The organism is Methylocystis sp. JR02, from assembly GCF_030063565.1.
GTDB classification, from domain to species: Bacteria; Pseudomonadota; Alphaproteobacteria; order Rhizobiales; family Beijerinckiaceae; genus Methylocystis; species Methylocystis iwaonis.
On the sequence record NZ_JASIRC010000001.1, the window covers coordinates 2,844,678 to 2,869,088 of the forward strand.

At 64.0% G+C, this 24,411-nt stretch carries 21 protein-coding genes; 5 read left to right on the forward strand and 16 right to left on the reverse strand.

Annotated features, from left to right (window positions below; genetic code table 11):
* Nucleotides 1-235 precede the first annotated feature (235 nt).
* Nucleotides 236-1,015, forward strand: coding sequence for an SDR family oxidoreductase (locus QNA11_RS13615; protein ID WP_283482765.1), 780 nt, complete (start codon nucleotides 236-238; stop codon nucleotides 1,013-1,015).
* A gap of 277 nt (nucleotides 1,016-1,292) precedes the next feature.
* Here the strand turns inward: QNA11_RS13615 and QNA11_RS13620 are convergent, their stop codons facing one another.
* Nucleotides 1,293-2,351 carry an alkene reductase gene (locus QNA11_RS13620; RefSeq protein WP_283482764.1) on the reverse strand — a complete coding sequence of 353 codons (1,059 nt, stop codon included), beginning with the start codon at nucleotides 2,349-2,351 and terminating at the stop codon, nucleotides 1,293-1,295.
* Between the two features lie 113 nt (nucleotides 2,352-2,464).
* On the opposite strand from QNA11_RS13620, the gene QNA11_RS13625 reads away from it, so the two are divergent.
* Nucleotides 2,465-3,820 carry a transposase gene (locus QNA11_RS13625; RefSeq protein WP_283481505.1) on the forward strand — a complete coding sequence of 452 codons (1,356 nt, stop codon included), beginning with the start codon at nucleotides 2,465-2,467 and terminating at the stop codon, nucleotides 3,818-3,820.
* Between the two features lie 105 nt (nucleotides 3,821-3,925).
* Here QNA11_RS13625 and QNA11_RS13630 read toward each other — a convergent pair whose 3' ends face one another.
* From QNA11_RS13630 to QNA11_RS13655, 6 genes are all read right to left on the reverse strand, one after another.
* Nucleotides 3,926-5,221: a TadE/TadG family type IV pilus assembly protein gene (locus QNA11_RS13630; RefSeq protein ID WP_283483445.1), complete on the reverse strand. Its 1,296-nt coding sequence runs from the start codon at nucleotides 5,219-5,221 to the stop codon at nucleotides 3,926-3,928.
* 245 nt (nucleotides 5,222-5,466) lie between these two features.
* Nucleotides 5,467-9,189: a methionine synthase gene (gene metH / locus QNA11_RS13635; RefSeq protein WP_283483446.1), complete on the reverse strand. Its 3,723-nt coding sequence runs from the start codon at nucleotides 9,187-9,189 to the stop codon at nucleotides 5,467-5,469.
* The gene (metF, locus tag QNA11_RS13640; protein ID WP_283483447.1) at nucleotides 9,186-10,085 is read right to left on the reverse strand and encodes a methylenetetrahydrofolate reductase [NAD(P)H]; all 900 of its coding nucleotides are present in this window, start codon (nucleotides 10,083-10,085) and stop codon (nucleotides 9,186-9,188) included. The genes metH and metF overlap by 4 nt, the downstream gene beginning before the upstream one ends.
* Nucleotides 10,085-11,095: an ArsR/SmtB family transcription factor gene (locus QNA11_RS13645; RefSeq protein WP_283483448.1), complete on the reverse strand. Its 1,011-nt coding sequence runs from the start codon at nucleotides 11,093-11,095 to the stop codon at nucleotides 10,085-10,087. The genes metF and QNA11_RS13645 overlap by 1 nt, the downstream gene beginning before the upstream one ends.
* 891 nt (nucleotides 11,096-11,986) lie before the next feature.
* Nucleotides 11,987-13,948, reverse strand: coding sequence for an acyl CoA:acetate/3-ketoacid CoA transferase (locus QNA11_RS13650; protein ID WP_202070818.1), 1,962 nt, complete (start codon nucleotides 13,946-13,948; stop codon nucleotides 11,987-11,989).
* A gap of 228 nt (nucleotides 13,949-14,176) precedes the next feature.
* Nucleotides 14,177-15,205: a zinc-dependent alcohol dehydrogenase family protein gene (locus QNA11_RS13655; protein ID WP_283483449.1), complete on the reverse strand. Its 1,029-nt coding sequence runs from the start codon at nucleotides 15,203-15,205 to the stop codon at nucleotides 14,177-14,179.
* Between the two features lie 276 nt (nucleotides 15,206-15,481).
* On the opposite strand from QNA11_RS13655, the gene QNA11_RS13660 reads away from it, so the two are divergent.
* Nucleotides 15,482-16,381: a LysR family transcriptional regulator gene (locus QNA11_RS13660; RefSeq protein WP_283483450.1), complete on the forward strand. Its 900-nt coding sequence runs from the start codon at nucleotides 15,482-15,484 to the stop codon at nucleotides 16,379-16,381.
* A 2-nt stretch (nucleotides 16,382-16,383) separates the two neighbouring features.
* On the opposite strand, the gene QNA11_RS13665 is transcribed toward QNA11_RS13660, so the two are convergent.
* The 3 genes from QNA11_RS13665 to QNA11_RS13675 are packed head-to-tail and all read right to left on the reverse strand — an operon-like array spanning nucleotide 16,384 to nucleotide 17,787.
* On the reverse strand, nucleotides 16,384-16,764 hold the full coding sequence (locus tag QNA11_RS13665) for a 6-pyruvoyl trahydropterin synthase family protein (RefSeq protein ID WP_283483451.1): 381 nt from the start codon (nucleotides 16,762-16,764) through the stop codon (nucleotides 16,384-16,386).
* Nucleotides 16,761-17,393: a 7-carboxy-7-deazaguanine synthase gene (queE, locus tag QNA11_RS13670; RefSeq protein ID WP_283483452.1), complete on the reverse strand. Its 633-nt coding sequence runs from the start codon at nucleotides 17,391-17,393 to the stop codon at nucleotides 16,761-16,763. Before queE ends, QNA11_RS13665 begins: the two co-directional genes overlap by 4 nt.
* Nucleotides 17,394-17,409: 16 nt before the next feature.
* Nucleotides 17,410-17,787 carry a c-type cytochrome gene (locus tag QNA11_RS13675; protein ID WP_202070821.1) on the reverse strand — a complete coding sequence of 126 codons (378 nt, stop codon included), beginning with the start codon at nucleotides 17,785-17,787 and terminating at the stop codon, nucleotides 17,410-17,412.
* Between the two features lie 429 nt (nucleotides 17,788-18,216).
* Here QNA11_RS13675 and QNA11_RS13680 point away from each other — a divergent pair, with 429 nt between their 5' ends.
* A complete protein-coding gene (locus tag QNA11_RS13680) occupies nucleotides 18,217-19,107 on the forward strand; it encodes a tetratricopeptide repeat protein (protein ID WP_202070822.1) in 891 nt (296 codons plus the stop codon).
* 113 nt (nucleotides 19,108-19,220) lie between these two features.
* Here QNA11_RS13680 and QNA11_RS13685 read toward each other — a convergent pair whose 3' ends face one another.
* Nucleotides 19,221-20,102 (reverse strand): MBL fold metallo-hydrolase, encoded by an 882-nt coding sequence (locus QNA11_RS13685; protein ID WP_283483453.1) that lies wholly within the window; start codon nucleotides 20,100-20,102, stop codon nucleotides 19,221-19,223.
* 92 nt (nucleotides 20,103-20,194) lie between these two features.
* On the opposite strand from QNA11_RS13685, the gene QNA11_RS13690 reads away from it, so the two are divergent.
* A complete protein-coding gene (locus QNA11_RS13690) occupies nucleotides 20,195-20,983 on the forward strand; it encodes a sulfite exporter TauE/SafE family protein (RefSeq protein ID WP_283483454.1) in 789 nt (262 codons plus the stop codon).
* On the opposite strand, the gene xth is transcribed toward QNA11_RS13690, so the two are convergent.
* From xth to cydX, 5 genes are all read right to left on the reverse strand, one after another.
* A complete protein-coding gene (xth, locus tag QNA11_RS13695; RefSeq protein WP_283483455.1) occupies nucleotides 20,984-21,763 on the reverse strand; it encodes an exodeoxyribonuclease III in 780 nt (259 codons plus the stop codon). It abuts the gene before it with no gap.
* A 40-nt stretch (nucleotides 21,764-21,803) separates the two neighbouring features.
* Nucleotides 21,804-22,322 (reverse strand): hypothetical protein, encoded by a 519-nt coding sequence (locus QNA11_RS13700; protein ID WP_283483456.1) that lies wholly within the window; start codon nucleotides 22,320-22,322, stop codon nucleotides 21,804-21,806.
* A gap of 64 nt (nucleotides 22,323-22,386) precedes the next feature.
* Entirely contained in the window at nucleotides 22,387-23,967 is a 1,581-nt protein-coding gene (locus QNA11_RS13705) for an urease accessory protein UreH domain-containing protein (protein ID WP_283483457.1), read from the reverse strand.
* A gap of 40 nt (nucleotides 23,968-24,007) precedes the next feature.
* Nucleotides 24,008-24,193 (reverse strand): YgaP family membrane protein, encoded by a 186-nt coding sequence (locus tag QNA11_RS13710; RefSeq protein ID WP_283483458.1) that lies wholly within the window; start codon nucleotides 24,191-24,193, stop codon nucleotides 24,008-24,010.
* Between the two features lie 100 nt (nucleotides 24,194-24,293).
* Nucleotides 24,294-24,398, reverse strand: a complete 105-nt coding sequence (gene cydX / locus QNA11_RS13715; RefSeq protein ID WP_165049298.1) for a cytochrome bd-I oxidase subunit CydX — start codon at nucleotides 24,396-24,398, stop codon at nucleotides 24,294-24,296.
* Nucleotides 24,399-24,411: the final 13 nt, after the last annotated feature.

Below are 24,411 nucleotides of genomic sequence, written 5' to 3' on the forward strand. Positions count from 1 at the left end.
GCATTGAAATCATGGGGATGGGCCTTGGCCGCCGCGCTTGTCCGGGTAGGCGCGCTGCTGGCCGCGCCGAAGCGCCGCGCAGAGACATTTTATGGGTGGCGTTGCGGGGCGGCGTGGGCACAGGTAAATAAATCTTGTCTCGGGAGACTTTCGAAATGATCCAGCGTCACCGCTAAGGCGGGAAGGCATTCGATGGCGGAGCGATCCGCCGGCTGGACTCTTTTTCGAGATCATCATGGAAAGACTTCACAAAAAGACCTGCGTCATTACTGGCGCGGCGCGGGGCATTGGTCGCGCGATTGCGCGCCGCTTTCGTGAGGAAGGCGCAATCGTCATTCTCACAGACATAGACGAAGCGGCTGGCGCCGCGGCCGCCACGGAAATCGGCTGTCGGTTCGAGACGCTCGACGTGCGGGAGGAAGCTGATTGGCGGCGCCTGGCCGAACGCGTCCCGACAGCCGACGTGGTGGTCAACAATGCAGGCGTAACGGGATTTGAGCAGGGCGCCGCGGCGCATGATCCCGAACAGGCCAGCCTTGCCGATTGGCGGGAGGTCCATCGGGTCAATCTCGATGGGACCTTCCTTGGCTGTCGCTACGCCATCAAGGCGATGAAGGCGCAGGGCGCCGGCTCGATCATCAACATCTCGTCGCGTTCCGGTTTGGTCGGCATCCCGCTGGCGGCTGCTTACGCCTCATCCAAGGCGGCGATTCGCAACCACAGCAAGACGGTTGCGCTTTATTGCGCGCAGAAAGGATGGAAAATCCGCTGCAACTCGATCCATCCGGCCGCGATACGCACGCGAATTTGGGAGCCGATGCTGGGAACGGGCCCCGACCGCGCGGCCAAGATGCAAGCGTTGGTTGCCGACACGCCGTTGAAGCGTTTCGGGATGCCCGAGGAAGTCGCGGCGATCGCCGTCACTCTGGCGTCTGACGAAGCGACCTATGTGACGGGGACAGAGATTCATGTCGACGGCGGGTTGCTGGCGGGCTCCGCCGTATCCCCCGGCTGATGCGAATTCCGCTTGAGTGGTTCGCTGTCATTCCCCACGCTCGCTCGAGCGAGCGATCGGGAATCCAGAGCCGCAAAAGCGCTGGTTTTACTCGGAGCCCGTCATTGCGAGCGAAGCGAAGCAATCCAGGGCGGCGATGTGGCCCTGGATTGCTTCGTCGGCTTCGCCTCCTCGCAATGACGGCGGTGACTCCCTGTGTGTCCAAACGGCGCGAGCGTCGGGGATTGATTGAGCGCCCGCGCGAAGCCGCGCTCGATCAATCGGCCGTGTAACGCCCTCACCCTCGATCGAGCGTCGGATAATCCACGTAGCCTTCCGGGCCTTTCGAATAAAAGGTCTCGACCTTTGGCTCGTTGAGGGCCGCGCCCAGGCGTAAGCGTTCGACGAGGTCGGGATTGGCGATGTAGAGCTTGCCGAAAGCCACGGCGTCGGCATCGCCCGCCGCAATAGCGGCTCCGGCGGTTTCGCGCGTATAGGCTTCGTTGGCGATATAGGCCCCGCCGAACTCTTGCTTCAGATAAGGCCCCAACGCATCCGGGCCCTGGTGCTCGCGCGCGCAGATGAAGGCGATCTTGCGCCGGCCCAGCTCGCGCGTGACATAGCCGAAGGTCGCCTTTGGGTCTGAGTCGCCCATGGATTGGGCGTCGCCACGCGGCGCGAGATGCACGCCGACGCGCCCCGCTCCCCAGATGTCGATGGCTGCGTCGGCAACCTCCAGCATCAGACGCGCGCGGTTCTCGATCGAGCCGCCGTAGCGGTCGGTTCTTTTATTCGCGCTGTCTTGCAGAAACTGATCGAGCAGATAGCCATTCGCGCCATGGATCTCCACGCCGTCGAAGCCGGCGCGCTTGGCGTTCTCGGCGCCTTGCCGATAGGCCGCGACGACGCCGGGAATCTCGTCGATGTCGAGCGCGCGCGGGACGGGATAGGGCTGCTTTGGCCGCAGCAGGCTGACATGCCCTTCCGCGGCGATGGCGCTGGGCGCGACGGGCGGCGCGCCATCGAGATAGACCGAGTGGGAGAGGCGCCCGACATGCCACAATTGCAGCAGAATGCGGCCGCCTGCTTCATGCACCGCGCGCGTGACCTCGCGCCATCCGTCAACTTGCGCGTCCGACCAAATGCCGGGCGTGTCAGGATAGCCGACGCCCATCGGCGTGACGGAGGTGGCTTCCGATAAGATCATCCCGGCGGAGGCGCGCTGGACATAGTAATCCCGCATGAGCGCATTCGGCGTGCGGCCCTCGCTCGCCCGGCAACGCGTCAGCGGCGCCATGACGATCCGGTTGGGGAGGCGCAGATCGCCGATATGCAAAGGGTCGAAGAGATTGGACATCGAGGCTCCGGTCAGTGCGATACGGGGTGGATTTTTTATAGCTTAACAGCCCGTTGACGAAGTCGCGTCTGACTGATTCCGTTTCCAAGTGAGATTCGGCCGAGGTTGGTTCGATGGCGATGCGGCGTGAGACGGGGACGCAGGAAGATCTGGTTGTCGGCTGGGCGGATCTGCCGCGCTCTCCGGGGCACGCATTTTACGACGAGCTTCAGAAGGTTCTACTGGACGCGGGCTTCGACGTTTTCGTCGAGAACGCCTGCAAGCCCTACTACGCGGCGAAGATGGGCGCGCCCTCGTTGCCACCAGGGCGCTATTTCCGCATGCACATGGTGGGCTACTTCGAAGGGCTCGACAGCGAACGCGGCATCGTATGGCGCTGCGCGGATTCCTTTTCGTTGCGGGATTTCTTGCGGCTATCGACGCGCGAGAAAGTCCCGGATCATTCATGGCTGTCGAAGACGCGCTCGCGTCTGCCGCATGAGGTTCACGAGAAGGTATTCGGTTTCATCTTGAAGCTCGTCGCCGAGCGCGGCCTCGTGAAGGGCGAGCGCATCGGCGTCGACGGCTCGACCATGGAGGCGAACGCGGCGCTGCGCAGCATCGTGCGGCGCGACAATGGCGAGACCTATCGCGCAATGCTCGAGGGCATGGCGAAGGAAAGCGGGATCGCGACGCCGAACGCCGAGGATTTGGCGCGTTTCGACCGTAAGCGCAAAGGCAAGAAGCTCTCGAACGACGATTGGACGAGCGCCACGGACGCCGAGGCGAAGATCGCGCGGATGAAGGACGGAACGACGCATCTCGCCTACAAGCCGGAACATGCGGTCGACCTCGACACAGGCGTGATCGTCGCCGCGCCGATCCACGAGGCGGACAAGGGCGATACGACGACGCTTGGCGACACGCTGGAGACGGCGAAGGCCAATCTCTCGGCTGTCGGCCTCGCGCCGACGCCGGACGATCCTTGCGAAATCATCGCGGACAAAGGCTATCATTCGCGCGAGGTTTTGAAAGGCCTTGACGACGGCGAGTGGAAGAGCCGGATCAGCGAGCCTTTGCCGGCGAAGGGCTATTTGCGCTGGCATGGAGACGAAGAAGCGCGCGACGCCGTTTACGCCAACCGCGCACGGCTGAAATCGGGCGTTGGACGCGCCGCCATGCGCAAGCGCGGTGAGCTGGTCGAACGCAGCTTCGCCCATGTGCTGGATGGCGGCGGCATGCGCCGGGCTTGGCTTCGCGGTCGCGAGAACATCGCCAAGCGCTATCTGATCCACGTCGCAGGCTTCAATCTTGGCGTCCTGATGCGCGCCCTCGTCGGCTGCGGGACGCCAAGAGAACGCGCCGAGGCGGCCAGAAACGCCTTTTTGTTCGTTATTCGGACAGATAGCGCCACGGGCATCGTCATCATCGCCGACATCGGCGGCGCGCCGGCCTTGCTCGCCGTCATCGCCGCTCCGGAACCCGATTAATCAAGCTGCGACTTCGTCACCGCGCTGTTAAGAGACGGCCGGACGCGCTTCAACCTGCATAGGGCGAAAACATGCGCCGTGGAAGCCGCCCGCACGGAACGGCTGTCAAAAGGCGAGCCGCACCGTGCGCTGAAGGCTATAGCCGAAGCTTGTCACGCCGAACGCGCCGCACCCTGAGATGTCGATGTTGGAATCTCCGGTGAATGTCACCGTATCGGCGATGAGCTGCATGCACCCGCTCGACGTCGCCGCGCCGCCGTTGAACGACACGCTGGCTTCGGGAAGATAAACCACGCCTTTGAAGGTCTGCGAGGAGCCGCCGTTCAACTTGAACGGCGTCCCCGTCGCCATCGAGCGGTCGCCATATATGACGACGCCGGGGACGCCGGCTGTCGCGCCCGGCAGGGGCGCCTCGAGATCGACTTGCGCGCCGCCGTTGATGGTCGCATTCGCCCAGCCGGTCCCCAAGTGTTGCGTAAAGACGATCGTCACGCCGACGCCGGTCACCTGCGCCTGGCTGTTGATGGAGAGCTGGCCGCCGTCGATGACATAAAGACCCGAGTTCAGCGTCACAGGCCCTTTGGAGCCGCTGTTGGTGTTGATCGACAGGCCGTTGCAGTAGACGCCGGGGTTGAGTGGGCCGCCGTCATTGGTCGAAAATCCATTGTGGTCGCAGCCGGAGAAGCTCGGCAGAGGGAGCGACTCATAGGGGTCTGGCAGGCGCGGCTGCCCGGTCAGTTGGATGGCGTTGAGCGTCCCGCCGCCCTGCACAGCGATATTGCCGTTCACGCTGACCATCCGCGCCGATAGTTGCGCCGAGCCACTCACCTGGAGCGCATCGCTCGCGCCGGAATTGCCGTAAATGTCGCAGCTCTGGAGCGTGACATTGGCGTTGCCGGTCCAGTCGAGCGCCTCCACGGCGGATTGGTTGAGCGAGAGGACGCAGCCTGCGCCGCCGCCGCTGACGCTCGCCTGGGTCTGCGCCGCCGTCGCCGAAGCGGAGATCGGGATGGCGTCCACCTGCGCGAGCTTCATGATGATCGTCGGGACGCGTGCGGCGGCGCTCACCACATAGCCGCCCGTGTGGTCATTGGCGGCAACGGTCACGCCAATCGCGGTCGCCGTCCAACCGAGCTGGGCGTAGACGATGTTTTGCGCAATCGCTTGCTGCGCCGTGAGCGAGGTCGTCGCATCGGCCTGCGCAATCGCAATCGAGGCGGAATCGACCGCTCTCTGGAGCCGCGATTTCATGACCGTCGCGTTGCGATAGTCGAGCGCGGCGCCCACCATCAGAAAGGCGGGGATGAAGGCCAAACCGAAGATAACGCCGGTCGAGCCGGAGTCCTCCCGAAAGAATGATCCTCGCGCCGAAAACGCTTTCCGCCCTGCTGACAGTTTCATCTTGCTCGCCCAAAAAAAGACGCGGCCCCGCCGAGAAAGACCGCGCCATCATGCCGCGAAGCAAGCATAGTCAATTTTTTGGAAATCAAATTCCCGAATGCTTGCAAGGGTTTGCAAGTTGTATTCAAGACTGCGAAGTTTTGTATACTAAATGAGGATGTTTTTGCGTAAAGTTTGAATTGTTTTTGAAATACTATGAAATTCTCGAGAAAGGCGGCCGACGCAAAGCGCCGGCCGCGCCTTTTTTACGCCGCCGCTTCAGCCGTCGTGGGCTCATAGTTGAGGATGGGCGCCAACCAGCGCTCGACCTCCGTTACCGACATGCCCTTGCGGCGCGCGTAATCCTCGACCTGATCGCGCTCCACCTTGGCGACGCCGAAATAATGCGCCTGCGGATGGCCGATATAGAGGCCGCTGACCGACGCCGCCGGCGTCATCGCGAAACTTTCCGTGAGCTTCACGCCCGTGCGCTTCTCGACATCGAGAAGCGTGAACAGCGTCGCCTTCTCGGTGTGGTCGGGCTGCGCCGGATAGCCGGGCGCCGGGCGGATGCCGGCATAGGGTTCGGCGATCAGCTCCTGCGGCGCGAAGGCCTCGTCCTTGGCGTAGGCCCAGAACTCACGGCGCACGCGCTCATGCATGCGCTCGGCGAAAGCTTCCGCGATACGATCGGCGAGCGCCTTCACCATGATGGAGCCATAGTCGTCATTGGCGCGCGCATAGCGGGCGGAAATCTTCTCCTCCTCCGCGCCGGCGGTGACGACGAAAGCGCCGATATAATCCGCCTTGCCGCTCTCCTTTGGCGCGACGAAATCCGAGAGCGCAATATTCGCCTTGCCGCCGCGTTTGCCGAGCTGCTGGCGCAGCGTGAAGAAGGTCGCGAGCGCCTCGTTGCGCGACTCGCCCGTGTAAAGCGCGATGTCGTCGCCGACGCTGTTCGCCGGCCAAAAGCCGATGATCGCCTTGGGCGTGAACCAGCGCTCTTCCACAATGCGCTTCAGCATCGCCTGCGCGTCGTCGAAGAGCTGGCGCGCCGCCGCGCCGCGCTCCGGATCGTCGAGCAAAGCGGGATAGCGGCCCTTGAACTCCCAGGTCTGGAAGAAGGGCGTCCAGTCGATATAGGGAACAAGCTCCGCGACGTCGTAGCTCGCAAAGGCGCGCGCGCCCGTGAAGCTCGGCTTGGTCGGCTCATAGGCCGCCCAGTCGATCTTGTAGCGATTCGCCCGCGCCTGCGCGAGCGAGACGCGCTGCTTCTCCGCCTGCGCACGCGCATGGGCGTCGGCGACGCGCTCATATTCCGCGCGCGTCTCGGCGATGTAGTCGCCGCGCGTCTTCTGCGAGACGAGCGCCTGCGCGACGCCCACCGCGCGGCTCGCGTCGGTGACATAGACCGCCTGGCCGCGGCGATAGTTCGGGTTGATCTTGACCGCCGTATGCACACGGCTCGTCGTCGCGCCGCCGATCAGGAGCGGCGTGTCGAGCCCTTCGCGCTCCAGCTCGGAAGCGACGAAGCACATCTCATCCAGGGATGGGGTGATGAGGCCGGAGAGGCCGATGAGATCGACCTTTTCCTGCTTCGCGATTTCGAGAATCTTCGCCGCCGGCGTCATGACGCCGAGGTCGATCACCTCGAAGTTGTTGCAGCCGAGCACCACGCCGACGATGTTCTTGCCGATGTCGTGCACGTCGCCCTTCACCGTGGCGAGCAAAATCTTGCCCGCCGAAGAGCGCGCATCCTTCGCGTCTTCCATGAAAGGCATGAGATAGGCGACCGCCTGCTTCATCACGCGCGCGGATTTCACGACTTGCGGCAGGAACATTTTGCCGGCGCCGAAGAGATCGCCCACGACATTCATGCCGGACATCAACGGGCCTTCGATGACGTCGAGCGGGCGCGTCGCTTTCTGACGCGCTTCCTCGACGTCGGCGTCGATATATTCGGTGACGCCGTTCACGAGCGCATATTCGAGACGCTTCTCGACGCTGTTCTCGCGCCAGGCGGCGTCCTTCTCCGCCGATTTGGCGCCGGCGCCCTTGAATCGCTCCGCCGCTTCCACCAGCCTTTCGGTCGCGTCCTTGCGGCGGTTCAACACCACATCTTCGCAAAGCTCGCGCAGCTCCGGGTCGATCTCGGCGTAGACCGCAAGCTGTCCGGCGTTGACGATGCCCATATCCATGCCCGCCTGAATGGCGTGGTAGAGGAAGACGGAATGCATCGCCTCGCGCACGGGCTCATTGCCGCGGAAGGAGAAGGAGAGATTGGACACACCGCCCGAGACATGGGCGTAAGGCAGATCGCGCTTAATGGTGCGGGTGGCCTCGATGAAGTCGACGCCGTAATTCTCATGCTCCTCGATGCCCGTCGCGACCGCAAAGATATTGGGATCGAAGATGATGTCCTGCGGCGGGAAGCCGACTTCTTCTGTAAGGATCTTATAGGCGCGCGCGCAGATTTCGGTCTTGCGTCGAAGCGTATCGGCCTGGCCCGTTTCGTCGAAGGCCATGACCACCACGGCGGCGCCGTAGCGGCGCACTTTCTGAGCGTCTGAGATGAATTTCTCTTCGCCTTCCTTCAGCGAAATCGAATTCACCACGCCCTTGCCTTGCAGGCATTTGAGGCCGGCTTCGATCACGCTGAATTTCGATGAATCCACCATCACCGGCACGCGGGCGATGTCCGGCTCGGCGGCGAGCAGGTTGAGGAAGTCGACCATGGCCTGCTGCGAGTCGAGCAGGCCCTCGTCCATATTGATGTCGATGACCTGCGCGCCATTCGCCACCTGATCGCGCGCGACGTCGAGCGCCGCCGTGTAGTCGCCATTGGTGATGAGCTTGCGGAACTTGGCCGAGCCCGTGACATTGGTGCGCTCGCCGACGTTCACAAAGGGAATATCCTTGGTGAGCGCGAAGGGCTCGAGGCCCGAGAGGCGCAGCAGCGGCTCGATCTTCGGCACGACGCGCGGCGCCATGCCCTTCACCTTTTGCGCAATGGCGCCGATATGATCGGGCGTCGTGCCGCAGCAGCCGCCGAGAACGTTCACCAGCCCCGCCGCGGCGAATTCCCCGACGAGCTCCGCCATATATTCCGGGCTCTCGTCATAGAGACCGAATTCATTGGGCAGGCCGGCATTAGGGAAAGCGCAGACGCGCGTGTCGGCCACGCGGCTGATCTCGGCAATATGCTGGCGCATTTCGCGCGCGCCGAGCGCGCAATTGAAGCCGATCGAAAAAGGCTTGGCGTGGGCGAGCGAATTCCAGAAGGCGACCGACGTCTGGCCCGACAGCGTGCGCCCGGAAAGATCGGTGATGGTGCCCGAGATCATGATCGGGAAACGCGTGCCGACTTCCTCGAACGCGTCTTCGAGCGCATAGATCGCCGCCTTGGCGTTCAGCGTGTCGAAGATCGTCTCGACCAGCATGATGTCGGCGCCGCCGGCGATGAGGCCCAGCGCCTGCTCCTTATAAGCGGCGCGCAGCTCGTCGAAGGTGACGGCGCGGAAGCCTGGATTCGACACGTCCGGCGAAATCGACGCCGTGCGATTTGTCGGCCCCATCGAGCCGGCGACGAAACGGCGCACGCCGGTTTTTGCCGCCACTTCATCGGCCGCTGCGCGCGCGAGCTTGGCGCCTTCACGGTTGAGTTCGAACACAACGGATTCGAGCCCGTAATCGGCCTGCGCGATCGTCGTGCCGCTGAAAGTGTTGGTCTCGATGATATCGGCGCCGGCTTCGAGATAGGCGACGTGGATCGCCTTGATCGCCTCGGGCTGGGTAAGGATCAAGAGGTCGTTGTTGCCGCGCAGATCCTTAGGGTGGTCCTTGAAGCGCTCCCCGCGGAAATGGCTTTCCTCGAATTTATGGCGCTGGACCATCGTGCCCATGGCGCCGTCGAGAATGAGGATGCGATTGCTCGCCGCCTCTTCGAGCGCCTTCAGAATGTTCGGGCCGTGAGCTTTGTCGAAAGTCATGCGTCTACTTTCTCGCGAAGGGGACGAACGCCGAGCAGGTGGCATATGGCGAAGACCATATCGGCGCGGTTGTTGGTGTAGAAATGAAACTCCTCGACGCCGGCGCGGGCGAGGCCCATCACCTGCTCGACGGCGGTCGTCGCGGCGACAAGCGCGCGGGTCTCTTGATCTTCGTCGAGGCCGTCGAAACGCTCGGCGACCCAGCGCGGCACGCTCGCGCCAGCTTTCGCGGCGAAATTGGCGACCTGCTTGAAGTTGCGGATCGGCATGATGCCCGGCACGATCGGGATCGTGATGCCGCGCGCGCGCGCCTTGTCGAGAAAGCGGAAGTAGACATCGTTGTCGAAGAAGAATTGCGTGATGGCGCGCGTCGCGCCGGCGTCGATCTTCGCCTGCAGCGCATCGAGATCCTGTTCGATGGAGCGGCTCTCGGGATGACCCTCCGGATAGGTCGACACCGAAATCTCGAAATCATGCAGACGGCGAATGCCGTTCACGAGATCGGAGGAGCTGGCGTAGCCCTTGGGGTTGGGTTCGAACGCCGTGCCGACGCCTGTCGGCGGATCGCCGCGCAACGCCACGATGTGGCGCACGCCAGCCTCCCAATAGGCGCTCAGAATCTCATCGATCTCTTCTTTCGAGGACGACACGCAGGTGAGATGCGCCGCCGGTTTCATGACGGTCTCGCGGGCGATGCGCGCGACGATCGCATGGGTGCGCTCGCGCGTCGAGCCGCCCGCGCCATAGGTGACGGAGACGAAATGCGGCCTCAGGGCTTCGAGACGCTTCACCGACGCCCAAAGCTGCGTCTCCATCTCCGCCGTCTTGGGCGGAAAGAATTCGTAAGAGATATTGAACCGCGTGCCGGAGGCGGTCGGATGCAGCGCGTTGAACATCAGGCGGTCTCGTAGGAAGAAGCAGGAATCGGATCGGCGATCAGGCGCGGATCGCGCGCGAGCCAAAGTGAAACAGTCAGCTTTGCGCCCTCGCCGGCCGCCGGTGAAAGCGCGCGGTGCATCACCGTCTCCAAACCCGCCTGGGCGAGAAGGTCGGCGATCTCGCTCTCGGAAAAGCCGAGGCGGCGATGGGCGTGCTTGTCGCGCAAGGCCTCCTCCTGATGGGGCGCAAAGTCGACGACGAGCAGCCGCCCGCCGGGCGCCAATACGCGGGCGGCCTCGCGCAGCGCGCGGGCCGGATCATCAAGATAGTGCAGCACCTGATGCATGATCGCGAGATCGACGGAATTGCGCTCGATCGGCAAAGCGTAAATGTCGCCCTGTCGCAATTGGACGTTGCGCAGCCCGGTCTCCTCCATGCGCCCGCGCGCGACGGCGAGCATGGCCGTCGAAAGATCGACGCCGATGGCGCGTTCCGCGAGCGGCGCAAAAAGCTCCAGCATGCGCCCGGCGCCGGCGCCGAGATCGAGCAGGGTGCGCACCGGCGCGTCGCCCACAGCCTCACGCATGGCGTCCTCGACGCGCGCCTCGGGCACATGGAGCGAGCGGATATCGTCCCATTCGGCGGCGTGGGCGGCGAAATAGCGGGCGGCGTTTTCGGCGCGGGCCTGGCGCACGTCTTCAAGGCGCGCCTGATCCTCGGCGAGAACCGCATCATTGGGGTCGAGCCAGGCGGCGATGTCGCGCGCCATGGCGCCCGCCTGTCCGGAGGGCGACAGTCGGAAGAATGCCCAGGCGCCTTCACGCCGACGCTCGACCAGGCCTGCCTCTACCAGAAGCTTCAGATGGCGGGAAACGCGCGGCTGCGACTGGCCAAGAATGGTGACGACCTCGCTGACGGTAAGCTCGGACTGGGAAAGCAGTGCAAGCAACCGCAGCCGAGTCTCCTCGGCGGCGGCGTTGAGCGCCGCGAGCGCGGGGTCCAGCCTGAGGGAATTGGGGTCGGTCATGCGGCCTTCTGACGCTAGATATAAAGATATCTATATGCGTTGATCACACATCACGCAAGGCGCAAATGCGGCAGGGGGCCAATGGCCCACTTCGACAGGGCCCCAAATTCAGGTTAACGAGCAGACATGTTCCAGCGTCCTGGCCGCGCTTGTCGCGGCCATCCACGCCGCGCCGACGTGAGAAGCTGAGAGCATGAGCCGGAATAACGCCGCTTCTTCTGCCCGCGTGTCGCAATGTCCCCGCGTGGATGCCCGCGACAAGCGCGGGCATGAGCGGCTGCGCAGGGTTTGTTAACCTGGATTCGGAGCCCTGGCTGCTTCAACTTGTCGCTTGACGGAAACGGGAAACGGGAGCAACATTTCCCTTACATCGCAACCGCTTCGGCAAATAGAGGCGGGATCGCTCGGGCGGGACCTCGATGCGGCAGCGATACAGGAGACGCCGGCGGACTCCCTGTCACCGGCGGAGCGGTCGAGCAACTTTAGTTGCGGAGGAGCATGACGCCACCGGGTCAGATCATTTGACCGGCGTTTGGTTCCGGTCAAAGCGGGAAGCCAGGCTCAGCGCTGCCTGACATGTCCCGTTCCGAAAAATTCCCTAGCATTTGAGGACAGCTCGCCGCGAAGGCCAAGCAGCGAGCGTTCCTTCCCGAAACTGGACATCATACCAGCCGCTTCCCAGAGAAGCATTGGGCCCCGTTCGCACAAGGCGACGGGGCCTTTGCTTTTTTGGGGCGCCACGTCATTGCGAGCGAAGCGAAGCAATCCAGGGCGGCAACGGCTGTGTGGATTGCTTCGTCGGCTACGCCTCCTCGTAATGACGGCGGGCGGGCCAAAAAAGAAACGGCCGCCCGAAGGCGGCCGTCGACAATCGCGAAACGACCTCTTGCTTTACGCCGGCGCCTTTTCCTCTTCGGCCGCGACCACTTCGAGGAAGGTCTCGGCCGCCTCGCGGCGCTCGAAGACGTGGGGCTGCAGGCCGCGCTTGGCCATGGCTTCCTTCATCTTCATGCGGGCGAAGGCGCTCGTCGCATAGCGCGTCGTCGTCAGATAATAATGCTGGCTCAGATATTCGATCATCTCGGCGTAATCGTCGTAGAGCGCCTCGGCGATCCGAGCGCCGTCGTGGTTGACGACGGAATTCACGCGCTTGCCGACCTTCTGGCAGGCGGCGACGAGCGCCTGACGCATTTCATCGACGTCCTTCTTGGTGCGCGCGTTCCAGCCCTCGAGATTGAGGAAGAGAATATTGCGCGCGGCGTCGTAGCTGATGCGCTGATCGAGATTGAGATTCAGCAGATCGTTGATCAGCCCCATGGGCTCGTCGATGAAGATGCGACGGTCCATGAGCTGCGGATCATTGATGATCGGCTTGAAATCCATGAAGGGCAGAATGTGCTTGTCGATGTCGATGCCGGGCGCGACTTCGACCAGCTCCAGACCATTCTCCTTGAGCTGGAAGACGCAGCGCTCGGTGACGTAATAGACCGGCTGCTTGCGCTTCTGCGCGAATTTGCCGGAGAAGGTCGTCTGCTCGACGGAGTTCAGGAACTTCTTGTTGCGACCTTCCTGAAGGATATTGACCTTGCCGTCGGCGATCTCGACGCGCAGTCCGCCATTGGTGAAGGTGCCGGCGAAGACCACGAGCCGCGCGTTCTGGCTAATGTTGATGAAGCCGCCGCAGCCGTTGAGGCGCCCGCCGAACTTCGAGGTGTTGACGTTGCCCTGCAGGTCGCATTCGGCCATGCCGAGGCAGGTCATGTCGAGACCGCCGCCGTCATAGAAATCGAACTGCTGGTTCTGCTGGATAATGCTGTCGGCGTTGGTCGCGGCGCCGAAGCTCGAACCCGAGGCGAGCACGCCGCCGATGGCGCCGGCTTCCGTCGTCAGCGTGATATAGGGCGTGAGCTTTTCTTCATTGGCGACGGCGGCGATGCCCTCCGGCGCGCCGACGCCGAGGTTGACGACGCCATTCGGCGGCAGCTCGAAGGAGGCGCGGCGCGCGATGACCTTGCGTTCGTCGAGCGGCATCTTCGAGAGCTTCTCGACCGGCACGCGCACTTCGCCGGCGAGCGCCGCATTGTACATGACGCCGTAGTTCATACGGTGCATTTCGGGCTGATCGGCGACCACCACGGCCGAGACCAGAATGCCCGGCACATGCACGTCCTTGGGCTTGATCGACCCCTGCTCGACGATGCGCTCGACCTGCGCGATGACAAGGCCGCCATTATTGTGCGCGGCCATGGCCTGGGCGAGATTGTCGAGGACGAGCGCCTCCTTCTCCATGCTGATATTGCCGGAAGGATCAGCCGAGGTGCCGCGGATGAAGGCGACGTCGATCTTGGTGGAGATATAGAAGAGCCACTCCTCGCCCTGGATGTTGTGATATTTGACGATGTCTTCGGTGGTGACGTCGTTCACCTTGCCGCCGCCGAAGCGCGGATCGACATAAGTATAAAGACCGACTTTCGAGAACAGGCCGGGCTGACCGGCGGCGCAGGCGCGGTAGAGCTGCGAGATGACGCCCTGGGGCAGGTTGTAGCCCAGAATCTTATTTTCCTGGGCGGCCTGCGCGACCTTGGGCATGCGGCCGAAATTGGCGGCGATGACGCGCTTGAGCAGGCCCTCGTGGTGGAAGCGGCCGGTGCCGAGGCCCTTGGAGTCGCCGGCGCCGGCGGTCATGATCAAGGTCAGGTCGCGCGGATGCTGGGACTCGACGAAACGCTTCTCCAGCGCGGCGTGGAGCGCCTCGGGAATGCAGCTCTGAACGAAGCCCGTGGTGGTCACGACATCATTGTCGCGAATGAGCGCAATCGCCTCGTCGGCGCTGATGACCTTGTTATTCGCCATTTCCTGTGGGTTCCCCTCGACTCCGCTCTTGTAAGCGGCGCCGGCTGCGGCCGCCTCGGCGGACTTTTTGCTGAAATGATGGGCGCAAGCGTAGAGACCGCGCCTTAGAAGCGCAATAGCGACGATGCCGCATGATTTCTAGGGCTCTTTTCGGATAGGCGGAGAGAACAAATCTATGAATGGCGCGCGGGGATCGATCCGCGCGCCCATGACGCAAGCGCGCTCCGCTCACCCATTTTGCGCTTGCGCGACGTCGATGACGATCTTTCCGAAGGGCCCGCGCGCCAGATGGGCGAGAGCCTCGGGCAGCGCGTCGAAGGGGTAGCGCCGGTCGATCACGGGCTGCAGGCCGATTGTTTCGACCGCCGCGACGAAATCCTCGGTGGCGCGGCGGTGGCCAACGAAAACGCCCCTGATAACAAGTTGCTTGAGCATGAGCGGAAGCGCTGGCGCCGTGAGGTCGAGCCCCTCGATAATTCCGATGACCGAAATCTGGCCGCCGACGGCGGCCGCCTCCACCGACTTGCCGAGATTGGCGCCGCCAGCGATTTCGAGGATATGGTCGGCCCCGCGCCCGTTGGTGGCCTCGATCACCGCCTTCGCCCAATCGCCGGCGGTGCGATTGACGCCGATGTCGGCGCCGAGCGCCTTGGCCCGTTCGAGCTTGCCGTCGTCGCTGGAGGTGACGATCACCCTTGCGCCATGCGCCCGCGCGATCTGCACGCCGAACAGCGCGACGCCGCCGGTGCCCTGCACGAGGACGGTCTGACCGGCGTGAAGCCGCCCCGTTTCGACCAGCGCGGTCCAGGCGGTGACGCCGGCGACCGGCAGCGTGCTCGCCTGCGCATCGGAGAGGCTCCGCGGCGCCCGGACCAGCCAATCGGCGGGCATGGCGACGAACTCCGCCAGCACGCCCGGCAACGGCCCGCCCATGGTCGTCGTATAAGGCCGCGCCGCCGACCCCCGCGGCAACCCGTCGATCCAACCGGGCACGTAGCTCGATATGACGCGGTCGCCGACGCTGAAACGCGTGACGCCGGCGCCGCAGGACGCCACCCTCCCGGCGAAATCAGAACCGGGCGTGAAGGGAAAGTCGAAGCCGCCGCCGAGCTTCCCCTCGATGACGAGCTGGTCGCGATAATTCAGGGAGACATTCGCGACCTGAACCAGCACGTCGCCGGGGCCCGGCTCGGGGCGCGCCATTTCAATGAGCCTCAGATTGTCCCGGCCAAAAGAATGGATCGTCCAAGCCTTCATCCCAATGCTCCTGTCTCGATGCGGAGCTGGGATGATAAATGCGCTAAAGGGCTACAGTTGCGCTGATCTTTCCGCATATTGTATCGTTTTGAGAGCCAATGAAACGAGACCCGTTTGATCAGTTCGGCGTCATTCCCGACGCTCGCGGAGCGAGCGATCGGGAATCCAGAGCAAAATCAGCGTTTCTGAGGCTCTGGATTCCCGGTCGGGCTTTCAGCCCGCCGGGAATGAACGGCCCAATGCGAGCGGTTCAACCGGAAATGGAATGAGGCGCTGATGGACCCTCTCAGCCTCACGTCGATTTTTCTGGCTTGCGCGGAGGCGGGCGGCTTCTCGGCCGCCGGCCGGGCGCTCAACCTGTCGCGATCCTCGGTGGGCAAAGCCATCGCGCGGCTCGAGGCGCAGCTCGGGGTTCGGCTCTTCCATCGCACCACGCGCAGCCAGAGCCTGACGGAAGATGGCCAGCTCTATTATGAGCACGCGCGGCGCGCGATGGCCGAGCTCGATGCGGCGCGCGGCGCAATGGCCTCGGGCCGGCGAGAGCCGGCCGGCGTCCTGCGGGTCACGGCGCCGGTCTGCCTCGGCCGCCACTGCATCGCGCCATTGCTTTTGAGATTTGCGACGGCGCATCCGCGCCTCGAGCTCGCAATGTCCTTCTCCGACCGGCCCGTCGATCTGATCGAGGAAGGCTATGATCTTGCGGTCCGGATCGCCGCAACGCTGGATTCGACCGGCGTCGCCGGCCGACGCCTCGGCGCGCAAAGGATGACAATCTGCGCCGCGCCCAACTATCTCGCGAAGCGCGGCGCGCCGGCGACGCCGGCCGATCTCGAAAACCACGATCTGCTGATCTACACGCGCGCCAACGCCATGCGCCATTGGCGCTTGCCCGACGCCTGCGGGCGCGTCCCCGCCTTCGCGACCACTGCCCGCGCGCGTTTCGACGATCTCGACGCGCTCGCCAGCGCCACCGTCATGGGGTTCGGCCTCGCCTGGCTCCCATCCTATCTGGCGAAGAAGTGGCTGGAGACCGGCGCTCTGGTCGAGGTGATGCCAAACGAGCCGCGCGTCGTGTTCGACGTCATGCTGCTCTGGCCGCAAGGGCCGCAAATGCCGATGCGCGTCAGGCGGGCGATCGACTTTCTCGTCGCGGAGGCGCCCGCCGTCCTGAGTTAGGCCTAGTCGCCCCTGTAAACGCAGCCTTCGAAACAGCTATCGCGAAAAATGCCAACCTCGCAGAGGCCGGGGAGCGCGGGCGCGAGGTCGCGCCAGATATAATGGCACAGGTTTTCGAGCGTCGGCTTGCCGAGACCTTCCAGATCATTGAGGAAGGAATGGTCGAGCTTCTCGCGCAGCTCGGCGAGCCGGCGGCCGAGCTTGCCGAGGTCCATGACCCATTGCTCCTCGCCGTGGCGCTCGCCGCGCAGAGTCACGCGCACGCGAAAGGAGTGCCCGTGGAGGTTGCGGTATTTGCCGCCGTCCTTCGCCTCGGGATCGTAGAGGGCGTGCGCCGCCTCAAAATAAAATTCGCGGAAGACCTCGAAACTCGCCACCGTCACTTCACCCCGATCATCTTGTGCGTCTGCAGCGACAGCCGCCAGCGCGGATGGGCGAGGCAGTAGTCGACCGCGGCCTTCGTATTGCGCAGAATCTCCGGGCCGTCCATGGGCTGCAACAGAAAATGCCGGAAGTCGAGGCATTCATAAAGGGCCGGATCGGCTCCCTCCTGCGGATAAACGAGCTTCAATTCGTCGCCGCGCGTCTGCGTCAGCGTCGTTCCGGCCTTGGGAGAGACGCAAATCCAATCCAGACCGGGCGTTGCGGGGAGCGTGCCATTGGTCTCGACCGCGATCTCGAACCCTTCCGCGTGAAGCGCGTCCACGAGGGCCGCGTCGATTTGAAGCATGGGCTCGCCGCCGGTCAGCACGGCGAACCGCCCCTCGCGCCCCGGCCCCCAAAGCGCGGCAAGATGCGCCGTCAGCGCCTGGGCGTCCGCGAATTTAGCCCCGCCCTCGCCGCTCGTCCCGATGAAATCCGTATCGCAAAAACGGCATTCGGCCGCCGCGCGATCCTCCTCCCGCCCGCTCCATAGATTGCATCCGGCGAAGCGGCAGAAGACGGCGGCGCGGCCCGCATGCCGTCCTTCGCCCTGCAGCGTCTTGAAAGCTTCCTTGACCGCGTAAGCCACGCGCTTCTCGTCCTACTCAGCCTTTTTGCGGCAGCGCATCGTCCTTGTCCTTCTGCTCCGGCGGCTGGGGGCTCGGATCGAGGCTGCGGATGTAGCTCGTGATGTCGTCGATCTCCCTGCGCGAGAGATGCATGTCCGGCATCGGCGGGTGCGGATCGATGAGGAAATTGCCGATTTGCTTTTTGTCGGCGCGCCGCTTGGCGATGTCGAAAAAGGAGGGCGCGTCGGCGACCGCCGTCGTCTGATCGCCGGAGACAACGTGGCAGCTCGCGCACCAGCGCTTGGCGATGACCGCGCCCTTTTGCGCATCCCCGGCGGCGAGAGCGGGCGCAGCGAAAAGCGCGGCGCTCGCAGCAAGGCTGATGAAGACGGGGGCGCGTGAATATGATGCCATGCGTCGGTCCTTATGCGCGGGGCCGGGGCCCTGATTCGCCCCATCGGCCTCTGGGGATGTAAGCACAACTCCCAAGGGGCGAGAAACGCACAGCGTTAATCTCTCGGTAGGATTCGAGCCGAATGGCAGGGCCCAAGCCTGCCCCCTGCTGCAATTTTGCAACAGTAGTTGTGTTGTTGTTGCAACAGGCGCCGAAGATTAGATTTAACAGCCGCGAACATGGCTCAGAAGCCCCTTTTCAGCCATAAAAGCTGAGATAAGCTCCCCCCTGTCACTTGCTCCTCCAAGACGCGGGAAGACACCTTCGGCGGCGACCTCGCCCCGTGGGCGCGCGCTCCTATTTTTCGTTGCGCGTCGAGGATGCCGGCCGGTGCGTGTGTCGCGTTCAGGCGCCAGCTTGGCGTCTCGGGTCGAGGAAGTCGGATAATTATGGTCGGATCCGCGCAAAAATATTTTACTCTCGCCGCACCGCAAACGACAAAGCGTGTGGCGCTTCCGCTCGGCCTCTTCGCGGCGAGCTTCGCCATGCTCGTGACCGCCTTCGTCGCCCCCGCCCCGGCGCTCGACGCCCCCTCCGCGCGCGCGCCGGAGACAACGCCGCTTCCCATCTTCAAGAATCCCCGCGCCGCTCTGCGCGCCGGGCTGGAGAGCTATCACGCCGGCGACGCGGCCACCTCCGTCGCAGCGCTGCGTTACGCCGCCGAAGGGGGCGAGCCGCTGGCGCAGTGGAAGCTCGGCCGGATGTACGCCGACGGCGACGGCGTCAACCGCGACGACGCCAAGGCTTACGATTACTTCTCGAAGATCGTCGACCATTTCGCCGAGGAGGAGCCGGACCCGCGCGAGCGCTCCATGGCGGCGAACGCCTTTGTGGCGGTCGGCCTTTATCTGCGCGACGGCCTGACCTCGGCCAAGATCGAGCCCGATCTCGACCGCGCCTTTGATCTCTTCCGCTACGCGGCGACCTATTTCCGCAACGCCGACGCGCAGTTTTATCTCGCCCGCATGTATCTCGACGGCGCGGGCGTGAAGAAAGACATGCGGCAGGGCGTCAACTGGCTCGAGCTTGCCGCGCGCAAAGGCCATGCGCAGGCGCAAGCGATGCTCGGCCGATTGATGTTCAACGGCGAGGCGGGCGGCGGCGCGCAGAAAGCGCGCGGACTAATGTATTTGACGCTCGCCCGCGACGCTGCAGCGGGCGGCGGGGTCAACGAGCAATGGATCGTCGACTCGCACGCAAAGGCGCTGGCGACCGCCAACGAGGCGGAACGCAAAGCCGCCGTCGCTTTGCTGGAAGATTATCTGCGCGAGCGAAACTAACTTAGCACCCGCCGTCATTGCGAGGAGCGAAGAGACGAAGCAATCCAGAGCCGTGTGGCGGCCCTGGATTGCTTCGCTTCGCTCGCAATGACGGCGGGCCGATTGGTGTGACGCTACTCCGCGGGCGCTGCGGCGCCTTTGAATTTTACCGGGACAAGGAGCCGGCGGACGCCGTCCGGTCCCGGCGGCGGGAAGCGGCCGGCGCGGATATTCACTTGGATGGATGGCAGCAGAAGACGGGGCGCCGCTAGCGCCTGATCCCGCTTCTGGCGGTCTGCGACGAACTCATCTTCAGTCACCCCTTCCTTTATCTGCACGTTTTTCGCGCGCTCCTCGGCGACCGTCGTCTCCCAACGATAGAAATCACGGCCGGGCGCCTTGTAGTCGTGGCACATGAAGAGCCGCGTCTGCGGGGGCAGGGCCAGCAGGCGGCGGATCGACCGGTAAAGCGCCCGCGCGTCTCCGCCCGGGAAATCGGCGCGGGCGGTTCCGTAATCCGGCATGAACAGCGTATCCCCGACAAAGACGGCGTCGCCGATCTTGTATGAGACGCAGGCGGGCGTATGCCCCGGCGTATACAAGACCTCTATGTCGATCTCGCCGAGCGGCAGGCGCTCGCCGTCCTTGAACAGCCGGTCGAAGTCGCGGCCCGCGGGCGCGATGTCGTCAGCCAAAAATACTGGGCGGAATATGTCCTGGACCTCGATGATATGCTCGCCGATGCCGACTTTCGCGTCGGTGGCGGCTTTCACGATTGGCGCGGCCGAGAGATGGTCGGCATGTGCATGGGTTTCGAGAACCCACGCGATCGTCAGCCCTTCTTCGCGAGCGACGGATAAAACGGTTTCGATCCCGCGTGTGTCGGCAATGCCCCCGCCCGGCTCGAAATCGAGCACGGGGTCGATAATCGCTGCCGTCTTGGTCGCAGGATCGGACACGAGATAGGTGATGGTAAAGGTGGCTTCGTCGAAGAACCCCCTGATCGTCGCCGACATGTTTTCTCTCCGTCGCGCGCTTGCTTGCCGCAAGGATATATGCGAATTATCTAAATAAGCAATATCTAATGTTGTGATCCAGAGGATCGCCGATGCTGACGCCCTTTGTGATGAAACTTGCCGCCGGCGCGCTCTCCGGCGTCTTCGTCGGCTTTACGCTCGGACTCATCGGCGGCGGCGGCTCGGTTCTCGCCGTGCCGCTTCTCGTCTATTTCGTCGGCGTGCCGGAGCCTCATATCGCCATCGGCACGAGCTCCGTGGCTGTGTCGGTCAACGCCGTCTTCAACCTCGTCAACCACGCCCGATCGGGCGCGATCAAATGGCGTTGCGCCTCGGTCTTCGCCCTTTTCGGCGCGCTCGGCGCCTTTGGCGGCTCGAGCCTCGGCAAGCTCATCAATGGCGAGAAGCTGCTCGCCCTCTTCGGGCTTTTGATGCTTGTCGTCGGCGCGCTGATGTTCCTGAATCGCCGCGGGCAGGGTCATCCGCAGGTGCGGCTGAGCCGCGAGAATTTCCCGCGCCTCGCCGCAACGGGCGCCGCGACCGGCGCGCTTTCCGGGTTCTTCGGCGTCGGCGGCGGCTTTCTGATCGTTCCGGCCCTGATGTTCGCGGCCAATCTGCCGATCCTCAACGCGATCGGCTCCTCGCTTGTTTCGGTCACGGCCTTCGGCGTAACGACGGCGGCTAACTATGCGGTCTCCGGTCTGGTCGACTGGGCGCTCGCGGGCGCGATCCTCGGCGGCGGCGTCATCGGCGGCATGATCGGCGCGGCGACCGCGCGCCGCCTTTCCGCCCAGCGCGGCACGCTGGCGACAGCCTTCGCCGGAATCGTCGTCACTGTCGCGCTTTATGTTATCTGGCGGTCGGTCGGGTCGCTGGCCTGATCAGCCGAGCTGCGCAAATATCGCCACATGGTCGGAGGGCTTCTCCCCCGCCCGCATCGCCTTGACGATCTCCACCCCCTCGAGCCGGTCGGCGGCCTGCGGCGAGAGCAGCAGATGGTCGATGCGGATACCCTTGTTCTTCTGCCAGGCGCCCGCCTGATAATCCCAGAAGGTATAAAGCCCGGCGCCATCGGTGACGGCGCGCAGCGCATCGGCGTAGCCGAGGTTCAGGAGCCGCCGATAGGCCTTTCGGCTCTGCGGCAGGAACAGCGCGTCGCTGGCCCAGGCGGCCGGGTCGTGGACGTCGCAAGGCTCCGGGATGATGTTGTAATCGCCCGCGAGCACCGTCGCCTCCTCGAGCTGCAGGAGCGCAGCGGCGTGGCGCGTCAGCGCCTCCATGAAGGCGAGCTTATAGTCGTATTTGGGCGTGTCCGCGGGATTGCCGTTGGGCGCATAGATGCTCGCCACGCGCAGGGCCCCGCCCTCGTGCGAGATCACGGCCTCGATGTAGCGCGATTGCCCCTCATGATCGAAATCGGGCAGGCCGACGCGCGATTCCTCGATTGGATGTTTGGAGAGGATCGCCACCCCGTTGAAGGTCTTCTGCCCATGCAGAAAGACGTTATAGCCCGCGTCTTCGACCTCCATGCGCGGGAAGGCGCTCTCCTCGCATTTGAGCTCCTGCAGGCAGAGGACGTCCGGCGCGGTCTCCTTCAAAAAGGCCAGCAGCGGCGTGAGCCGCTGCCGGACGGAATTCACGTTCCAGGTCGCGATGCGCAAGAAAAACTCCTGATAGAGCGAGGCGGGCCCGCTCGTTCGGTCATTGCAGCCGATAGGCGGCGTGACAGGCGTTGCAGGCTTGCACGACCTGGCTCAGCTCGGCAAGCGCCGGACGCGGATCGCCGCCCTGCTTCAGCTTTGCCGCCTCTTCAGCAAATTTCGTCGCCTGCGCATGCATGGCCATGCCGAGCCCCTGCATGGCTTCCGGCATATGGCTCGCCATCATCATCGGCATCTCGCCGAGGCCGCCCGACTTTGCATCCGGCTTGCAGGCGGCCGAGCCCGGCGAGCCCATGCCGAGATGCGTCTCGGCGATTTTCGCCGCGCCCTCGCCGTCGCTCTTGGCGAGCGCCGCCAGAATGTCCGCGACCGCCTGCTGATGGCCGCGCATATTCGTGAGCATATGCGCCTTCATCGGCGGCGGCATGTCGACCCCGATGCGCGAGTCCTTCGGCATCTTCGACATCATCTGCATGTGATCGTGATGGTCCTGCGCCATGGCGCCGACGGCGAGAAGCGACAGGCCGCAAATCATCGCAACAGGGAATAGAACCCGCATCTCTTTCTCCCTCTCGAATGGCTGAGCCTAGCGCGCTTTCTCGAAGACCCGCCAGAGCAAATCGTCACGGCCGCGCTTTCGGCGGCAGCGTCAGAACCTGACCCTTTTTAAGTCTCCCCTCATGCACGCCCGGATTGGCCGCGGCGATCTCGCGCCAGCGCGCGACGCTGCCGTATTTTTTCTTCGCGATGCTTCTCAGCGTATCGCCGCGCTGGACGACATATTTTTCGACAGGCGCCGGTTCCGCCTCCGGCGGGCACGGCACGCCGGACGGCGCGGCTTCTTTCGGCGCCGGCGGCGGCGCGCCGGGCTCCACCACGTCGAATTCGCCGCGCATCATGCCCATCCAGCAGCTCCACGGAATCACGCCCGCTTTCTGCGGCGTGAAGTCGATGGTCTGGAGCCCGGGCTTCAGATCGAATTCGAGGCCAAGGGCGGGGACGACAATGCGATGATTGCATTGCGTGATTTGCGTGGCGTTGATCACCCATTTGACCGGCGCGCCGCGAATGAGCGTGAAGCGCGAAGGCGTAAACCCGAGCGCATTCGCCTCCATCTCAATGGTCTGCAGGGTGGGCGCGGGCGCCGGGGCGCTCGTCGCGATCGGCGCGTCGCTTAGCTGCATCCGCGCCACGACAGAACCGAGATCGACGCCCCAGCCCGTGAGGATGAACCCGCGATTGATCATCACCGCGCCGAGCGCGACGACGATCACGCCCGAGGATTTCAGCAGGCGGTGCGTCAATGCATTCGAGAGCATCGAGGCGATGACGCCGAAGGCGAGCATGACCGGCAGCGTGCCGAGCCCGAAGGCCAGGAGCATTTTCGCGCCCTCGACGGCGCTGCCGGTTCCCGCGGCCATCACGTACATCGCCTGCAAGGGGCCGCAGGCGATCATCAAGCCGTTGAGGAGGCCAATGACGAAGGGTCGGTGACGCCCGCTCGCCTCGCGATGCACCCAGCGTTCGAGCGGCGCCGGCAGGGCGAGGCGAAAGCGCCGCAGCGGCGCGAACAGGCCCAGCATATTGAGCCCGAAGATGATGAGAAAAGCGCCCGCAGCGACGCCCGCCACGCCCCGCAACAGCGGCGTGAAGGCGATGATGGCGCCCAGCGCGCCGAAGGCGGCGCCGATCGCTGTATAGGACAGCGTTTTGCCGGCGCCGAAAGCGAGATGCGAAAGGAGCGACGAGCGGCCCGCGCGCGCATCCCCGGCCGTGTAGCTCACGACGAAGGCGCCGCACATGCCGATGCAGTGGAAGCCCGTCACGAGCCCGAGCAGGAAGATGAGCCAGAGGCTCATATGCTGCGCAATGTCGGGGGAGCCGTGCGCGCTGATCCATCGGGTGTCGACGTAGATCAGCCCTGCGAGACCGGCAGCGGCGGCGCCGAATAATGCAAGCCGTTGCAGCAGCGGCTTTTCGCGCCGCTCACCAATTTCGACGCGATAACCATTTTCCTCGACGCTGTCACGTATCGCGTCGAAGCTTAATGCCTGAGGATCGAAGTCGACCGTGACCGTTTCGGTCGGATAGCTGGCGACGGCGCGGCGCACGCCAGGAAGTCTTCGCAGACTCCTTTCGATAATGTGCTCGCACCCATGACAATGCATGCCATGGGCGCGAAAAATGACCGTCTCGTCGCCCAAAGATCCACGCCTCGCCGCCGGCGTCGATAGAAAGGAATTGCTATTTGCCGAGCGTATTCATGCCCAGAAGCTTATAGGCCGGACAGAAATTGATGAAGGCTGTCGCAAGGGGAACGAGTCCGATGAAGCCCCAAGGCGTTTTCGGACCGATGAACGCGAGGCTGAGCAGCACGAGACCCGCAACGATACGGATGATTTTATCCGTCTGGCCGATATTCGCTTCCATCACGACCCTCCCTTGGTTTTTGTTCCCAAAAGATATGCGTCGCCGCGGCCAGTGCCATCAGCGACTTTGTCGCCAAAAGGCCGCGGCGCATCGTCGCGCGTTACTTGCGGCGCTCGTCGTCGTCGTCGAGCTCCAGCCACATGGCGTTGAGGATGCCGAAGGCGCAGGCGAGCCCTAGGCCGAGGATCCAGGAAAAATACCACATGCCGTTTCTCCCT

Excerpts from the sequence above, each read along its gene's own strand:
- QNA11_RS13615 (WP_283482765.1), top strand. The coding sequence starts at position 236 with ATGGAAAGACTTCACAAAAAGACCTGCGTCATTACTGGCGCGGCGCGG.
- QNA11_RS13620 (WP_283482764.1), bottom strand. The coding sequence starts at position 2,351 with ATGTCCAATCTCTTCGACCCTTTGCATATCGGCGATCTGCGCCTCCCC.
- QNA11_RS13625 (WP_283481505.1), top strand. The coding sequence starts at position 2,465 with ATGGCGATGCGGCGTGAGACGGGGACGCAGGAAGATCTGGTTGTCGGC.
- QNA11_RS13630 (WP_283483445.1), bottom strand. The coding sequence starts at position 5,221 with ATGAAACTGTCAGCAGGGCGGAAAGCGTTTTCGGCGCGAGGATCATTC.
- metH (WP_283483446.1), bottom strand. The coding sequence starts at position 9,189 with ATGACTTTCGACAAAGCTCACGGCCCGAACATTCTGAAGGCGCTCGAA.
- metF (WP_283483447.1), bottom strand. The coding sequence starts at position 10,085 with ATGTTCAACGCGCTGCATCCGACCGCCTCCGGCACGCGGTTCAATATC.
- QNA11_RS13645 (WP_283483448.1), bottom strand. The coding sequence starts at position 11,095 with ATGACCGACCCCAATTCCCTCAGGCTGGACCCCGCGCTCGCGGCGCTC.
- QNA11_RS13650 (WP_202070818.1), bottom strand. The coding sequence starts at position 13,948 with ATGGCGAATAACAAGGTCATCAGCGCCGACGAGGCGATTGCGCTCATT.
- QNA11_RS13655 (WP_283483449.1), bottom strand. The coding sequence starts at position 15,205 with ATGAAGGCTTGGACGATCCATTCTTTTGGCCGGGACAATCTGAGGCTC.
- QNA11_RS13660 (WP_283483450.1), top strand. The coding sequence starts at position 15,482 with ATGGACCCTCTCAGCCTCACGTCGATTTTTCTGGCTTGCGCGGAGGCG.
- QNA11_RS13675 (WP_202070821.1), bottom strand. The coding sequence starts at position 17,787 with ATGGCATCATATTCACGCGCCCCCGTCTTCATCAGCCTTGCTGCGAGC.
- QNA11_RS13680 (WP_202070822.1), top strand. The coding sequence starts at position 18,217 with ATGGTCGGATCCGCGCAAAAATATTTTACTCTCGCCGCACCGCAAACG.
- QNA11_RS13685 (WP_283483453.1), bottom strand. The coding sequence starts at position 20,102 with ATGTCGGCGACGATCAGGGGGTTCTTCGACGAAGCCACCTTTACCATC.
- QNA11_RS13690 (WP_283483454.1), top strand. The coding sequence starts at position 20,195 with ATGCTGACGCCCTTTGTGATGAAACTTGCCGCCGGCGCGCTCTCCGGC.
- QNA11_RS13700 (WP_283483456.1), bottom strand. The coding sequence starts at position 22,322 with ATGCGGGTTCTATTCCCTGTTGCGATGATTTGCGGCCTGTCGCTTCTC.
- QNA11_RS13710 (WP_283483458.1), bottom strand. The coding sequence starts at position 24,193 with ATGGAAGCGAATATCGGCCAGACGGATAAAATCATCCGTATCGTTGCG.
- cydX (WP_165049298.1), bottom strand. The coding sequence starts at position 24,398 with ATGTGGTATTTTTCCTGGATCCTCGGCCTAGGGCTCGCCTGCGCCTTC.